General features: G+C 58.4%; 11 protein-coding genes and 2 pseudogenes. 5 read left to right on the forward strand and 8 right to left on the reverse strand.

Annotated features, from left to right (window positions below):
* Nucleotides 1-21 precede the first annotated feature (21 nt).
* From FA04_RS30025 to FA04_RS30035, 3 genes are all read right to left on the reverse strand, one after another.
* The gene (locus FA04_RS30025; RefSeq protein WP_034803344.1) at nt 22-786 is read right to left on the reverse strand and encodes an amino acid ABC transporter ATP-binding protein; all 765 of its coding nucleotides are present in this window, start codon (nt 784-786) and stop codon (nt 22-24) included.
* Nucleotides 783-1,709, reverse strand: coding sequence for an amino acid ABC transporter permease (locus tag FA04_RS30030; RefSeq protein ID WP_034803346.1), 927 nt, complete (start codon nt 1,707-1,709; stop codon nt 783-785). The genes FA04_RS30025 and FA04_RS30030 overlap by 4 nt, the downstream gene beginning before the upstream one ends.
* 286 nt (nt 1,710-1,995) lie before the next feature.
* Entirely contained in the window at nt 1,996-3,009 is a 1,014-nt protein-coding gene (locus FA04_RS30035; RefSeq protein ID WP_034803348.1) for a methyltransferase, read from the reverse strand.
* An 812-nt stretch (nt 3,010-3,821) separates the two neighbouring features.
* Between FA04_RS30035 and FA04_RS30050 the strand changes: the two genes are divergently transcribed.
* A protein-coding gene (locus tag FA04_RS30050; protein ID WP_156553014.1) for an IS3 family transposase occupies nt 3,822-5,035 on the forward strand; the annotation gives its coding sequence in 2 pieces (ribosomal slippage) (nt 3,822-4,158 and nt 4,158-5,035; 1,215 coding nt in all).
* Nucleotides 5,036-6,090: 1,055 nt separating this feature from the next.
* Here the strand turns inward: FA04_RS30050 and FA04_RS30055 are convergent.
* The 4 genes and pseudogenes from FA04_RS30055 to FA04_RS30070 form a co-directional block, all read right to left on the reverse strand.
* Complete coding sequence (locus FA04_RS30055; RefSeq protein ID WP_034799914.1) at nt 6,091-7,173, reverse strand: fatty acid desaturase; 1,083 nt, start codon at nt 7,171-7,173, stop codon at nt 6,091-6,093.
* Between the two features lie 987 nt (nt 7,174-8,160).
* Nucleotides 8,161-8,463, reverse strand: a complete 303-nt coding sequence (locus FA04_RS36620; RefSeq protein ID WP_335669434.1) for a hypothetical protein — start codon at nt 8,461-8,463, stop codon at nt 8,161-8,163.
* Between the two features lie 545 nt (nt 8,464-9,008).
* Nucleotides 9,009-9,834: pseudogene (locus FA04_RS30065) on the reverse strand (nucleotidyltransferase family protein); the annotation flags it as partial.
* A 150-nt stretch (nt 9,835-9,984) separates the two neighbouring features.
* Nucleotides 9,985-10,461 (reverse strand): low affinity iron permease family protein, encoded by a 477-nt coding sequence (locus FA04_RS30070; RefSeq protein ID WP_234798877.1) that lies wholly within the window; start codon nt 10,459-10,461, stop codon nt 9,985-9,987.
* A gap of 304 nt (nt 10,462-10,765) precedes the next feature.
* Between FA04_RS30070 and FA04_RS30075 the strand changes: the two genes are divergently transcribed.
* From FA04_RS30075 to FA04_RS30085, 4 genes are all read left to right on the forward strand, one after another.
* Nucleotides 10,766-11,260 carry a YciE/YciF ferroxidase family protein gene (locus FA04_RS30075; RefSeq protein ID WP_034799916.1) on the forward strand — a complete coding sequence of 165 codons (495 nt, stop codon included), beginning with the start codon at nt 10,766-10,768 and terminating at the stop codon, nt 11,258-11,260.
* 143 nt (nt 11,261-11,403) lie between these two features.
* A complete protein-coding gene (locus tag FA04_RS30080) occupies nt 11,404-11,886 on the forward strand; it encodes a pyridoxamine 5'-phosphate oxidase family protein (protein ID WP_034799917.1) in 483 nt (160 codons plus the stop codon).
* A 50-nt stretch (nt 11,887-11,936) separates the two neighbouring features.
* Nucleotides 11,937-12,146, forward strand: a complete 210-nt coding sequence (locus FA04_RS35460; protein WP_134886622.1) for a hypothetical protein — start codon at nt 11,937-11,939, stop codon at nt 12,144-12,146.
* Between the two features lie 75 nt (nt 12,147-12,221).
* Complete coding sequence (locus tag FA04_RS30085) at nt 12,222-12,629, forward strand: MgtC/SapB family protein (RefSeq protein ID WP_210336703.1); 408 nt, start codon at nt 12,222-12,224, stop codon at nt 12,627-12,629.
* Between the two features lie 388 nt (nt 12,630-13,017).
* Here FA04_RS30085 and FA04_RS30090 read toward each other — a convergent pair.
* Nucleotides 13,018-14,758, reverse strand: a pseudogene (locus tag FA04_RS30090) (adenylate/guanylate cyclase domain-containing protein).
* Between the last annotated feature and the right edge of the window lie 342 nt (nt 14,759-15,100).

Here is a 15,100-nt window from a genome sequence, read left to right on the forward strand (position 1 = left end):
CCCTTTTTTGAACTCTTGTCGTCAGGCAAGCACGCGGCTCAGAAAACTGCGCACACGCGCATCACCGGGGTTGCTAAGGACCTGTTGAGGTGCGCCGTTCTCGCGGATTTCGCCGTCGATCATCACCACGACGCGGTCGGCGACTTCTCTTGCGAAGCCGATTTCGTGGGTGACGACGATCATCGTCGTGCCGCCGCGCGCCAGATTGCGCATCACCTCCAGCACCTCACCGACGAGCTCCGGATCGAGAGCGCTGGTCGGCTCGTCGAAGAGCATGACGCGCGGTTCCATGGCGAGCGCCCGCGCGATTGCCACGCGCTGTTTCTGGCCACCGGAAAGCTGCGACGGGTAGCTCGATGCCTTGGCCGCCATGCCGACCTGCTCGAGCAGGGCCATGGCGCGGGCTTCGGCCTCGGCGCGGCTGAGACCGCGCACCACCATCGGTCCCTCGGTGACGTTGCCGAGCACGGTGCGGTGCGCAAACAGATTGAAGTGCTGGAACACCATGCCGAGCTGGCTCTGCTGGGCGCGCAGTCGCTTGACCGGCAATTCCTGCAGCGCGCCGCGGTTGAGCTCGTAGCCCATGATCGCGCCGTCCACCCACACGTAGCCGCCATTCGGTATTTCCAGGTGGTTGATGCAGCGCAGGAACGTGCTCTTGCCGCTGCCCGAGGGTCCGAGGATGCAGAGAACCTCGCCATAGGCGACGTCCAGGTCGAGACCCTTCAGCACCTCGTGATTGCCAAAACTCTTGCGGATACCGACCGCTTTAACTGCAAGTGTCATGCTTCACCCGTGACGGCCGGACGACGCGCCCAGGCTTTGAACCAGCGGCGTTCGGTGGTTGTCGTTGCGGCATCGCGGCCGAAGTGGCGTTCGAGATAATACTGGCCGATGGACAGAACCGTGGTTCCGGCCAGATACCAGACGGCGCAGACAAACAGCAGTTCGATGACGGCGCCGTTGATGAAGTAGATGCGCTGGGCCGCGTTCAGCATCTCGCCCATGGCGATGGTGGCGGCGAGCGAGGAGAACTTCAGCATGCCGATCGCGCTGTTGCCGAGCACGGGCAGGATCAGCCGAAGGGTCTGCGGCAGGATGATGCGCCGCATCGTCTGCCCGGGCGTCATGCCGAGAGTGTGGGCCGCCTCCTTCTGACCCTTGTCGACCGAACCGATACCGCCGCGCACGACTTCCGTGAGGTACGACCCTTCGTTGACGCCGAGACCGAGAACCGCGGCGACGAAGGGTGTCACCACATCGACCATGCGGGCGTCAATAAGACCGGGGATGTAGAGCTTCGGAAAGATCAGCGCGATGTTGAACCAGATGAGAAGCTGTAGCAGCACCGGTGTACCGCGGAAGATCCAGACATAGAGCCAGGCGGCAAAACGCAGGATCGGGTTTTCCGAGAGCCGCATGATGCCGAAGGCAAAGCCGAGCAGCACGCCGAGCACCAGCGCGCAGGCCGAAATGAGCAGCGTCCAGCCGAAACCGGTGATGATGACACCGGCCGTCAGAAACTCGCCGACCACCGTCCACTGGATCTGGCCGACTGCGAAAGCGCGTCCGATCACCGCCAGAAGCAGGATGACGAGACCGCCGCTGATCCAGCGTCCGGGGTGTTTCAGCCGGCGGATGACGACATCGGGAGCGGGAAGATCCGACAACGACAGTGCGGGACTTGGTTTTGACTGAGACTGGTGCATGGCATCCAATTGTAGGGTTAGGCCTACAACTTGATACTGGCGCAGCCTGAGGGAGTCAAGCGGCACCCTCGGGTATATTTGAGGGTTTGCATGTTTAGCTGCTTGCGGAATTGCGCAGGCGGTTCGGTTTTCCCGACGGCACTTCAAGAAACGTAGGCTGCTGGTAGCGGCTCTTTTGCGGCGACTGTTCAAAAGTCGGATTGAGCAACGGCGTTGTCAGCTGCCGGCAATCGACATTGCTCCAGTGGTCGGTCTTGCGGAACCACGGTCGGGGTTTGGTTTCCGATCAACCGGGCTTGAAGCCGATCACCATCGAGTCCGGCCCCAGCAACGGCTCGACGCGCGTGGACACAAAACCGGCGTCGCGCATCCAGGCTTGGCAGTCGGCGCCGGTATAATCGAAACCGCCGCGGGTCTCGATCAGCATGTTCAGGCTCATCAACAGGCCGAAGGCGTTCAAGCGGCGCTCGTCGTCAATGACGGCGTCGTAGACGATCACGGCTCCGCCTTTCGGCAGCGCAGCGAACGCTTTTTCCAAGAGCTTCCTTTTTTCGGCAAGATCCCAGTCGTGCAGGATGTGCCCCATCACGATCACGTCCGCATTGGGCATTGGGCCGTCGAAGAAGTTGCCGCTTTGGAAGGTGATGCGGTCGGTAAGGCCCTGCCGGGCGACGAAGTCGTCGAATATCGGCTGCACGGCGGGCAGATCGAAGCCGATGGCCTTGAGATGCGGATGCGCTCGCGCGATCACCACCGGCACCATCCCCTGCGCCGCGCCCACATCGGCGAAGGTCGTGTATTTCGACCAGTCGAACCTGGCGGCGATCGCCTGCGCCGCGCCGGCGCTGATCCCGCTCATCGCCTCGAGGAACCCGCGCAGCCGTGCCGGTTCAGCATAGATCGCGGCGAAGAAATCTTCGCTGTGCTTGGCTTCGTTCTGTGGTTCTCCGGTGTGCAGGGCTTCGGTCAGCGAACCCCAGAAACCGTAGAGCCGGGCGTTGGCCATTTCGAGGATGCCGCCGATGTAGGATGGCTTCGCCTTATCGAGGAAGAGGTCCGTGTCAGGGGCATTACGATAGCGGCCGTCCTCGCGTTCGAGCAGCTTCAGCGCGACCAGGGTGTCGAGAAAGTCGCGGGCCGAGCGGGGATGCAGTTTCAGCCTGGCCTGCAGATCCGGCAGTTCGGCCGGGCCAGTCGCAAGCTCGGTGAAGACGCCGAGTTCAACCGCACTGAGCAGGGCCTTGGACGCCCAGAACCCCATGCCGACCTGCATGATGTTGTTCGGTGTCGTTGTGCCCATCGCTCGTCTCCTCGTGGATCGTGTCGTCGAACGGCATCTGGGATTGGTGCGGAACCCGAAACTGTTCGGCAGCGCTGGCCGTGGACGTCCCGTCTCATCGACGCAATAAAATATTGCGTTCTGCGATGGGGTGCAATTAATCAAGAATCACTAGCAAGGAGCGCAATCAAAGATCGCGTTGCGTGACTTCGGGTGGAATTGCTCGCGTCGTGTGATGAGCCTGGGTCTTGCTGGTACGAAGTCAACTTCAGCAGCTACCTTGATCGTCGCACGAGCTATGAGGTTGCGAGACTCGCGCTTTATTTGCCGAAACCTCGGATCGATGTTTCGGTTACGGTCACGGCAGCGAGGACCGCCTCGATATCGCGCCCGCGAATGACGGACGCGGGCGACCTCGAGCGGTTGAACTCCGGGGTGGCGTATTCGCGTTAGCTGCTGTCAGGTGGGGCAAAGAAACAGTTCACGTCGTCTTCCGTCGGATGAAGGCAAATATGATACTGCCCATCGCCCGAGGGGATCTCATCGCCATAGGGGATAAAGAACACGTGCGGTCGTCTTGCCATGTGGTGGTCGCCAGCATGCAAGAAAACGGAAAAACCACGAGCCCCTCGCAAAATGTCGGGCGCGGGGATGGCAGCACAATCGCCACCTGCCTCATGGGCCTTGCAGCACGCCAGAGGATAGGTCCAGCCGGTCTTTGCCTGGTGAGCGTCCGTTCGGACGACTCCGACTGAGATTGTGAACTGCCCCCACTTTCGACCGGACACTCAGCATAAGCAGGAAGGCTCAAGCACAGGCTTGAGGATAGGCTTATGTCTAACGAGTTTCGACAGGTTGACCTGATGATCGGTGACGTCCGGCGGCGGCGCTGGACAACGGAACGCAAACTGCAGATCATCGAGGAGAGCTATGCCCCAGGGGAGACGGTTTCCTCTGCGGCTCGGCGGCATGGAGTTGCGCCAAACCTTCTCTATCGCTGGCGTCGGCTCTTGAGCGAGGGAGGTGCGGTGGCAGTGGACTCCGACGAGCCGGTAATCGGCAATTCTGAGGTGAGGAAGCTGGATGATCGAGTGCGCGAGCTTGAGCGCATTCTCGGACGCAAGACGCTGGAGAACGAGATTCTTCGCGAAGCCCTTTCCAAAGCCCAGTCAAAAAAACCGATATCGCGGCCGATATTGTTGCCGAAGGGCGGTTCCCGATGAAGGCGGTGGCGGAGGCCTTACACGTGTCGCGTTCTAATCTCTCCGAACGTCTGAAGGGCAAGTCCAAGCCTCGCGGACCCTACCTCAAAGCGGACGATGCCGAGCTGCTGCCTGCCATTCGCAAGCTGGTGGATGCCAGGCCAACTTATGGCTATCGGCGGATCGCTGCCCTTCTCAACAGGCAGCGGCGGGCCGCCGATCAGCCGGTCGTCAACCGCAAGCGGGTCCACCGCATCATGGCCAACCACGCCATGATCCTTGAGAAGCACACCGCCGTGCGCAAGGGCCGCGTCCACGACGGCAAGGTCATGGTGATGCGGTCGAACCTTCGTTGGTGCTCCGATGGCCTGGAGTTCACCTGCTGGAATGGCGAGGTGGTCCGCCTTGCTTTCATCATCGACGCGTTTGATCGAGAGATCATCTCGTGGGCGGCCGTCGCCAATGCCGGGATCTCCGGTTCTGACGTCCGCGATATGATGTTGGAAGCAGTCGAGAAACGCTTCGGTGGCACGCGTGCCCCACATGCCATCGAACATCTGTCCGATAACGGCAGCGCCTACACAGCAAAGGAAACCAGGCTGTTTGCTCAGGCCCTCAATCTGGTCCCTTGCTTCACGCCGGTCGCCAGCCCTCAATCAAACGGTATGTCGGAGGCTTTCGTCAAAACCCTGAAACGCGACTACATACGCATCTCACCCATTCCCGACGCCGACACAGCGCTCCGGAACATCGATGGATGGATCGAGGATTACAACGAAATCCATCCGCATTCAGCGCTGAAAATGGCATCCCCAAGGGAATTCATCAAAGCATTGTCTCAATAGCTGACTTGTCCGGCGAAATGGGGGGCACTCCAGATTGTCGCAAGAATAATCAGATAAATGGATGATGGCGCGGCTCTCATTGTGCACCTCCTTGGAGGCAGCCCTTCGAAAACGCCGATAGGTTGCTTGCTGATTGGCAAGTACGAATTGTCTGTTGTCAGCATACTCCCGGGTGCTTGGCGTGAAACCTGAAATATGCTCCTCGGACCAACGGCCAAGGAAACACCAAGGGACAAGGTGGGTACTGTCGCGAGGGCGGTTTCCTTGGAAATGCACAACGGGCCATGCGCTCCATCGTAAAAGTGCACAGCCGACCTGTCGCGCGGGGCTTCGCTTAGTCGTTATTGACGCTGGCCTTTCCGCGTCGATTGTTGTGCCGCAGCACCCGCTCGCTGATAGACGAAGCAGCGTTTCTGTAGAGGGCAATCGCGGGTGGTTCGGTGGATGATACGAGCCGTCGTGCATCAATCGGCCGTATGACCGTAGCGGCTGCGAAAGACTGCTGACGCCTGACGATGCATCCTGCGTCGGCCAGCCGGTTTAGGATATTGAGGCTTCAAGCCTCATGGGCAAAATTCACCGAACCTTGCTCGGCTCCCTTGTGACCCCTTTGATGATGAGCGCCGCCAAAACGGACGTGGCGACCCGCTCAGATATCGAGCCGGTTTGCGTTTCGGAAGCAAGCGCCTCCGCTGCACGGCGCCGAGGAGCATTGTGCGATTGTTACAGTGATCCGCGCTCGGTGAAACGCCTCTCTAAACTGCAGGCGTGCTGCCGCAACACGCTGTGCAGCTAGACGGAGCTGTCCAAATTAACATTTCGAGCGGTCTTGCTTTGTCGATCAGCAAAAAAAACGTGAGGTCGACCCGTTGCAAGCAGGCGATGGAGCCTGGGCGCGACGATGGTGCGATGAAAGCGACCGGAGCGGCTAGTTGGATAACGTTCCTGGACGCTGGCGGGCGCTACGCTGAACCTCTTTGCGAGCGGCTCTTTTGACGGGTCAAGCCGGGGGAGAACGGGGGCTGGCCGCGTGCCGCGGCCGGCGCTTGGTGCGCTCAAGCAGGTGTCGGCAAAGCCGATCGTGCCACAGTTTCGCGCGCGTCTGCTTCTCGAAATGATATCAGTCGGTGGGAGGCCTCGTCCCAAAGGACGAGCTTCACCAAGCCCAGGCTTTGCCTGATGGTGATGCGGCCCATATCTCCCAGTTCAGGATGATCACGTATGACCTCAGGAAGCCTGTAGAAGGGAACGCGGCTCGACAGGTGATGGAGATGGTGCATGCCGATATTGCCGGTGATCCAGCGCAAGGGCTGCGGCAGATCGTAGTGCGAGGCGCCATGCATGGCCGCGTATTGGAACGTCCACTCGGGTGGCCTTGACCAGTGCGTGTCTTCGAACTGGTGCTGGACATAAAACAACCAGACACCTGCAGCCCCAGCAAGAAGGACGATCGGCAGATGGATCAGGAGGAACGGTGCGACACCCACTGCCCAGATAAGAATGCCCGAGAGTGCGGCAATCGCCACATTCGTTGCCATGGTGGAAACCCACGGAAGAGCGCCAGAGCGCATCATTCCGAACGGCAATCTTTGCTTGAACAGGAAGAGCCAGGCGGGACCGATGCCGAACATCACGAGCGGATGCCGGTAGAGGCGGTAACGAACCCGTCCTCCTGGCGTGAGGGCGTCGTATTCGGCAACGGTAAGCGTGGTGATGTCACCGACACCTCGCTCGTCGAGGTTGCCTGCCGAAGCATGGTGTACGGCATGGGCGCGGCGCCAGTAGTCATAAGGCGTTAGTGTCAAAACGCTGATCATTCGGCCCGTCCAGTCATCCAGGCTGCGCCGCCCGAAAAACGAACCATGTCCGCAGTCATGTTGCAGCATGAACAAGCGCAGGAGAAATCCCGCCGCAACAGGGACGATAAGGACCACGCCGAGCCAGTACCCGAAGTGCAAACAGGCCCAAGCTCCTGCCCACAGCAGAACAAATGGCACAAGGCTCGCCGTCAGCTCGAAGGTGCTGCGGCCGATATGCGGCTGTCGATAGGTGGACAGGATCTTTAGCCAGGCTTTTTCACGGTCGACGGTTGCTGCCGCGCCGTGGCCGGAAAGTGGGCTGACTTTGGTATTCTTCAAGGCGTCTTCCTAGTTGATTGTGTGACATAGTCGCCTTGAGACATTGCTATGGACGCAACAGGCAAACTGGGGTTTTGGACCGAGATCTCGCTCGCCTTCGAAATCATGTTTCGGCCTTCGACGTGATCGCTCATAGCGCGTTCGGCGGCGGAATAGGAGCAGACCGGCCGACGCTGCCGTTGCATGTTGGATGACGCCGGGGCCTTATCTGGAGCATTTGACTGTGCCGGCAATCATGACGAGCCCTTCCGTAGGATACTGAGAGCCTCTGCGCGAAACTTGAGGCCTGATAGCGATTTTGAAAGGAAGGTTCGTTCAGAGCGCGAAGCCAATTGCGCTATAACCAAAGCTAGCGAGCAAATTCGATGGGGCGTTTTATCGATATCTTCACCTAGGCGTCAATCGGTTGTTCGCGTTGTCTGCAGCGCGATGCGAGGTCTCCGCACTCGACGACGATTTCGGATCTGCCTTTCGCAAAATCCGCGGAACGGCGGACCCTGACCTGAAACTCGGCTTTTAAGTTGTCGGATTTTGGTTTCGACGCCGCTATTCGTTGGGGAAGGGGCTTAAGCAGGGGCTAGCATCAAGAGAACCAGAACCGCCGCTATTATCACGCTGAACCCCAATATGATCTTGATGATTAAACTTGCATCTTCCAAAGAATGCTCCCACTAGTAGAGAAAACTAAGAATACAACCTTCAAAGATATAATCATCTGCACCTAGGGTTGTCTATATCTGAATTATAAACACCCTTGGATTGCGGACGATCTAGGGAACGTGCGGGATTTTGGTTGGGAGCGATGACGTGGCGGAAGGGCTTCGCGTGCGACCGAAGCGGTCGTTTCAGGCCTTAAATACCGGTCACAGTGTCCATCGGGATTGGTTGAGTGAGGTCGGCGTCTGTTTCTGATCCCAAGGGACTAACTTGACGACCGCCCAAGGACGGCGCACGTCGGTTGGGGCTAACTGCGCGTCGTTCGCTTTGTCAGTCACCTTCCACCTCTCGGGCCAAGCTTTCCCTCAGCTTTGCGGCCGCTTCGGCTACTGCGGCCAAGTGGTGTTCAGAACTCATTTGCTCACGCGCGTGGAGCAAGGCGGATCGCACCGCCTCGATCGATTTTCCAAAACGTGCCATCCATGGGTAGCGCGGCACCATCCAAAGATGGAAGTGGTGTGTCGTGTCTTCATTGTAGAAGTAATACACGTGCTCGATACCCAGTTGGCGCTCCTGCTCACGTCTAATGCGTTGGACCAGTGGCAGAAATTCCGATGTTTCGGCTTGGCTCATTTCCGTCAAAAAGCAAAAATGCCTCTTTGCGGTGACGATGATTTGCCCGGGGATTGGATAGGCGACGTCCTGGTGAGCGTGGAAAAAGCGTGTTTCTTGGACCGCGCCCCCAGGGACTGTTCGTCTTCCCGACGTAATCTCGCAACTCAAGCAACTCTCGCCCATCCCGATAACTCACATCCGATCGCTAATGTCTTTGCTCATAACCGCACAGCTCGCTTGCTTGAAAAGGGATAAACTCTGACGGCAAGGGATGATGAGGCGGTCTGAACCATCGCCGGCAATCGACCGTGCTTTTGTCTGTCGTACGAAACCGCGCCCGCATGCGTCGGCGGCCTTGAGAGGTTCTCGAGGCCCTACTCCCGCTTCCCAAAGCTCTTTCCTCTCGATCTCGCAGCAGACCGAGGCACAGCCGGCGATCCGGCAGATGCTTGTCCTCGCCGTTCACGACTTGCTGGCTGACCTTCAGGACGACTTCCGACGGCTTGCCGTAACGCTGGCGAGGGCCGGGGTCGTAAGGGCTAAGGTTCGCGTTCATCTGTCGATCACCTTTTCAGCAGGCTTTCCACCACCTCGGGACCGAGAACCTTTTCGAGGGCTTTCACTCCGTTCTTGGGCAGTCTCGATAGGCCGCTGACAATGCCCTCTTTCCACGCATCTCCACGTTCCCATGCTTCCTCCCACGCATCGGCCAGTTCGTCCCCGTGGCGCGTCTCCACAAGCGCTTCGAAGAGCAAGGCGCCCTGCGACAGGTCTTTGTCCGCCTTCACGCGTCCTAGCGTGTCCGTCAGCCTACGCGAAGACACGATCAGCTTGTGGACGGCATACCTCTCGGGAGCGGGGACAAGGACGTTCACGCCCTCGCGGAAGAGAAGCACCGTCCGGACGGGCTCGTAGATGAGATAGTCCAAGAACCGGAGGTTTTCCGCCGACGCGCCGCCGAGGGCGGGCATGGGCGACGGCTTGCCAGTATATTCGTCCGATCCTCGGTTTCCAGTCGGGAACTCCACCCGATAACCCTTGGCGTTCTGGAAGGCCACCACCTTGGCTTTGTCAGCCTGGTGCGGAACCGCTCGGAAGTCGGGATCGACCGACTTGAGGATTTCGAGGATAGGCGGCAGGCTGTCTTGGAACCCCGGCCGAGATTGCGAAGTCCTGCGCGAAGTCCGCGTCGCCTGTCTGCATAACCGCCGAGGGAAGGCGGACGCCTAGCATCCCCGCATAGGTGCTGAATGCGACTGACCCGATAAGCACGGCCCGCAACCGAAACAATCCGGCGTCGGCTAGGGCTTTCGTGACGTCGCCCGCAAACTGATCGGGACCGGGGAGGCCAGCGCGGCGCAGCGTGCTCACCATGCGACGATGATGGCGGCTTCGGGATAATGATCAACAAGCCGAATTTACCGCCCTCCGCACGATAGCTATCGCGTTCGCAATGGTCGCTTGGATGAACATCTGCGACCGCCATGGATCATGGAGAACAACTCGCGCCTGTCGGCGTCCGACACTGGGCCACATTTATCAACGACCCGAGGTGCTTGCTTGAGACGGATTCTCGATATCCTCTCGATTGAAGGCCGGCTTCGACCGATTTTCTCTTGCGTTTCGTTCGGCATGGGCGCTCTGAAGCATTGCATGCGAGCGCTGGGCAGCCTTCTCGCATCGAGCATGCAGCTCCTGTAGCTCCTTGTCCGTCAGATGCTCGATACCGACGAATTCGTTTTCGGCATCCGTAAACAATATGATTTCGTCGAGTTTGGCCTGCAGCGCCGCCCCATCTCGATTTTGGGTATTTTGAATGAGAAACACCATGAGGAACGTGACGATCGTTGTTCCCGTGTTTATCACTAGTTGCCACGTCTCGGAGAAGCCAAAGAAGGGGCCCGACAGTGCCCAAGCAAGAACCGTGATCACACAGACGATGAAGGCAAGCGGGCTGCCTGTTGCGTGTGCGATTGCGGTGGCTTCCAGTGTTCTGGTCTTTGCGGGTGCGAACAACTAAACTCTTCACGCCGACTTCGTACAGATGCCCGAAGGCATGAATTCACCCCGCCAACCAGTTGAGCGAATTGCGCTACCCATCGTCTCATGAACGATCCCGGCGGTTTGCGCTCTGAAAGGGTCGTGCGTGAGCCCTCATCATCCAGTGCTTCTTTTCAAGTTTGTAGGTGTCGAGGCGTCTGATCGCCCGCCGCGATTAAATGTGCCGATCGTACGGATGGTATGGTTTGGCGACGAGAAGTGGAACGATTCCTCCGTAAAATGCTTTCTCTCCTGCATTCACCTGCCAAGGAGAGAACCATTGAAATCGCTGGCTGAAATTTTCGAGCATACACTGCAGGATATCTATTTCGCTGAGAACGCCATCACCAAGGCACTTCCAAAGGTTGCTAAGGCAGCCAACAGCGCTGAACTGAAAAAAGCGGCCGAAGAACACCTCTCGGAAACCAAAGACCAAATCAAGAAATTGGAGCAGGTTTTCAAGTCGATCGGCAAGACGGCGTCTGGTGAAAAATGCGATGCCATCGAAGGGCTGATCAAGGAGGCCGACGGTTTGATGAAAGAGGCCGAAGGAACAGCTCTCGATGCCGGACTGCTGGCCGCTTGCCAAGCTGTCGAGCACTACGAGATCGCGCGCTATGGCTCTCTTCGTGAGTGGGCCAAGGATCTTGGTCATGATGAGGCGCACAAACTTCTGAGCGAGATTCTCGACCAGGAGAAGGCTACGAACAACAAGCTCACCAACCTCGCCGTGACGTCGATCAACAAAACATCGAAGCGATCCAAGGCGGCCTAATCGCCAAGGGGCGGCCGCGCCCTGTAAAATGGCGCGGCTGGCCGCGGCGCAACCTCTGCAGTTGTCGCTCCGGCAAGGTGAGCCGGTTTCGTGGATTGTCATTCCAGAGCCGTCGTTTTCTTTGGCTCAAAGGAGAAAAGCGTATGACTTACATCGAGGACGACAACGGCGAGGTCTGGGACCTTGCCCAAAAGATCGGGTTCTGCATGCTCACCACTCAATCCGGCGCGGACCTTAAGGCCAGGCCAATGTCGGCCTACATCGAGCGGGTTGAGAACGCCCTGTATTTCTTGACCGACGTCAAGAGCCACAAAGATGACGAGGTCGCGCGCCATCCAAATGTCTGCCTGGCTTTCGCCGACACGAAGAAGCAAAAGTATGTGTCGATTTCGGGCGTAGCCGAGGTACAGAATGACCGCGAGAAGATTCGGGATCTCTGGTCGACTCCTGCCAAGGCATGGTGGGACAGCCCCGACGATCCCTCCATTCGCATTCTCAAAGTTACGCCAAGCTCGGCAGAATACTGGGACAGTCCCGGCACTGTGATCAGCTACATCAAGATGGTAGCGGCAGCCGTCACCAGCGCCAAACCGGACATGGGCGAAAACGCCAAAGTGCGGATGTAGGTATTGGCGGGCCGACGTGGCCTGTCATCTTTGTCGCCTGACATTACCTCATGAAATCGGTGACGCGGCGGCTTGGCGCGATCGCTCATCTTTTCAACGGGGCAGGAAAACGTCTTTCCGCTGATCGCCTCATAATTCCAGACGCGCTGCTGGCGTTATCCGCCGCCACGGCAATTGAACCTCAGGTCGAGACCTGGCGAAAACAGCCGTTGCGCAGGCCATTCTCGTCGGCGCTCCAATTGATCGGCTGCGACATTTAAAGGGAAGTACGTGTGACGGATTGGCTTTTATCTGTTGGTGTGAAACTCGACATTTTTCCGCATCTGGCAGCTTTGATGGTGGCCTACATCCTTGCTCTGCCGATCGGCTGGGATCGCGAACAAAACGAACGAAGCGCTGGTCTTCGCACATTTCCGTTGGTCGCCATCGCCGCATGTGGGTTTATACAGGCTGCAGAGACGGTCACACTTGGCAACGCCGAGGCCACCGCGCGCGTGGTTGAAGGTCTGATCAACGGTGTCGGTTTCATCGGTGGCGGCGCAATCCTTGTCGGCAAGCTCGGCACTCGCGGGACCGCCACGGCGGCGAGCATCTGGGCGACTGGCGCAATCGGCGTCGCCGTGGGGCTCGGATCCTACGATACCGCCATCGTTCTATCGATCGTCACGTTCGCAACGTTGAAAGTTATGACAAATTTCAAGTCACCGAGAAACGAAGCCCTGGCACCGCGGGAAAAGGATTGAGTTAGCGCGATTGTCATATGGCACGGGAGATCCAGCCCTAATCATCGCATGTCCGGATTCCCAGCTTACCACCGGCGCGAGGCTGAATTTCCTTCGGCTACGAGCAAGCGTTTAGGACGGTCGATCCAACCGTCCCGCGTCCCAACCTCTCGTGCAAGCAATGCTGGACCACCTCAGCGCAGCCGGAGCAAGCCAAGCTATTGGCACCGGCCAAGATAGTCTGACTAACGTTACCTGCTGCGGACGCGCTCTCATGGCTCGAGAGCGTTGTGCCTAGCGGCGCACGTTCGATCAGGCGACCGCAAATCTCGCGCGCACCGGTCTTCCTCCTGGTAATGCTCGACGTTCGGTGTTTGCCGCTCGATCCGCCGCGAAACCTCGGCTTTCTTCACTCTGGCAATCCGGCCATGCGATAGCCTTCGATAAAGCGCTGGACTGTTTGTGGATCGCGAGCAGGTTGGGCCGCGGCCCAGTGGGAGATGGTGAATTTCGGAGCCATTGCCATGAAAAGTGCTGCTTCCCGCATTGCCTCGTCTGTGCGACCGAGTTGGGCAAGGCTGGCCGCCAGTATGCGGCGTGAGGGGCTGCGGTAAATCGCCTCCATGCGCAAGATCTTGACGGCTTCTTCATATTGGCAAGCAGCGTAATGGGCGAATCCAAGTTGCCAATAGTACCAGCCTGGCGGGTGCGGGTTGAGCCGAAGCGCCCTTTGGGCCAGTTCGACCGCTTCCGATCCGCGCCCAGCGAAGGCCACAAGTTCTGAACGTGGCTAGGGCATCTGCATTGTTTGGTTCCAGCGTAAAGGTGATTGCGAAGGCTTGATCAGATTCGGACCAGCGTTTTTCGTAAGCCCATAGATATCCGACGAACCAGTGACTGGCAGCATCGCCTTCGTCCAACGCAACTGCTTTGTGAGCTAGCTCAAAGGCCCTTGAGCGGTTCTCTTGGGTGGGTTCGATGCCTTGCGCCCATAATTGCCAATAAACAAAAGCCAGACAACGAAATGCCTCTCCATACTCGGCATCGATGGAGACTGCGTGGTTCAAGAGTATCTTGGCCTCGCGCAGCGCTTCTGGGGAACTGTTGAACGCTGAGATCAGAATTCGCCCCCTGACACAAAGATCATATGCTTCCAAGCTCTTCGGACGTTTGCGTGACGGTGGTCGCGCCAAGCGTCCAACGAGGGCCTCGACAATCTTGTCTGTGACTTCGTCCTGGAGACCGAAAATGTCTTCGAGATTTCGGTCGAAACGTTCGGCCCAGATGTGATCGCCGCAAGCGGCATCGATGAGTTGGACGTTGATGCGCACGCGACCGCCGGCGCGACGAGCGCTGCCTTCCAAGATGTAGCGAACACCCAGTTCGCGTGCGACTGCTCGAACGTCAGGTGATTTTCCGTTGTAAGCAAACGTCGAATGCCGGGCAATGACGAACAAGCCGGGATTTCTGGAAAGGTCGGTGATCAGGTCTTCTGTCAAACCATCCGTGAACACGTCCTGTTCGGGCTGACCGCTGAAGTTGGTGAACGGTAGCACGGCGAGGGACGGCCGCGCAGGCAGAGACAACTCTGTATCTTGTCCGTAGACCTTCAAGGCTGCGGGGTCGTAGAGCACACGATATACATGAACTTCCTCGGCGATATTTTTCAGGGATTTCGGGCCGAGATCATCGAAGCTGAGCGCGAGCTTCCGCTTGACTTGGTCGTGGATCGCCGCGGACAGGTAGATGGCGCCTGGGTCGGCAAGGCTTTGTAGCCGGGCGGCGATGTTGACGCCATCGCCATAAAGGTCGCTGCCATCTATCAGGACATCGCCGAGATTGATTCCGATGCGCAAGACGACATGGCGCGTCTCGGGCAAGGCAGCATTGGCGGCCTGCATCTTCCGCTGCAACTCAATCGCTCCGGCCAAGGCATTGACCGCGCTTGGAAACTCAATGAGAACACCGTCACCCATCAATTTGACGATGCGGCCGCCATGCGCACCTACGATAGGCTGGAGGATTGTCGTCCGACGCTCCTTCAGCGCTGCGAGCGTGGCGATTTCATCCTCCTCCATCAATCGGGAGTAGCCAACAACGTCCGCGACGACGATAGCGGCGAGGCGGCGATGAATGTGTTTTTCGGCCATTGAGCAGAAGGTTCCTCACTAGTTGCAAAGTGCAACGCGGTTATCTTTGCGGCCTGAGATTTTCGGCCACGATGGCCCCGTTTGGAAGCATACGCCTGTTGCAATCGGCACGACAGGCGCATGCTGACGTGCCCGGCTTCTTCAAGCCGCAACACGTGACAAAGACGCAGAGGAGGGATGTGCTGCACCTACTGATCGCGTGTTCTTGCGACAAGCCGGCGAACAAATGGCCGCGTCGGCCCGTTCAGCGACAGTTGCGCGGAGAAGAAAAACGAGCGACAAGTTCGGGAGGGCGATTGCAAGGGGTAGAGGCGAAGACCCACAATAAAGCAAGCGGAGAGC

Source organism: Ensifer adhaerens (assembly GCF_000697965.2).
Classification (GTDB): Bacteria; Pseudomonadota; Alphaproteobacteria; order Rhizobiales; family Rhizobiaceae; genus Ensifer; species Ensifer adhaerens.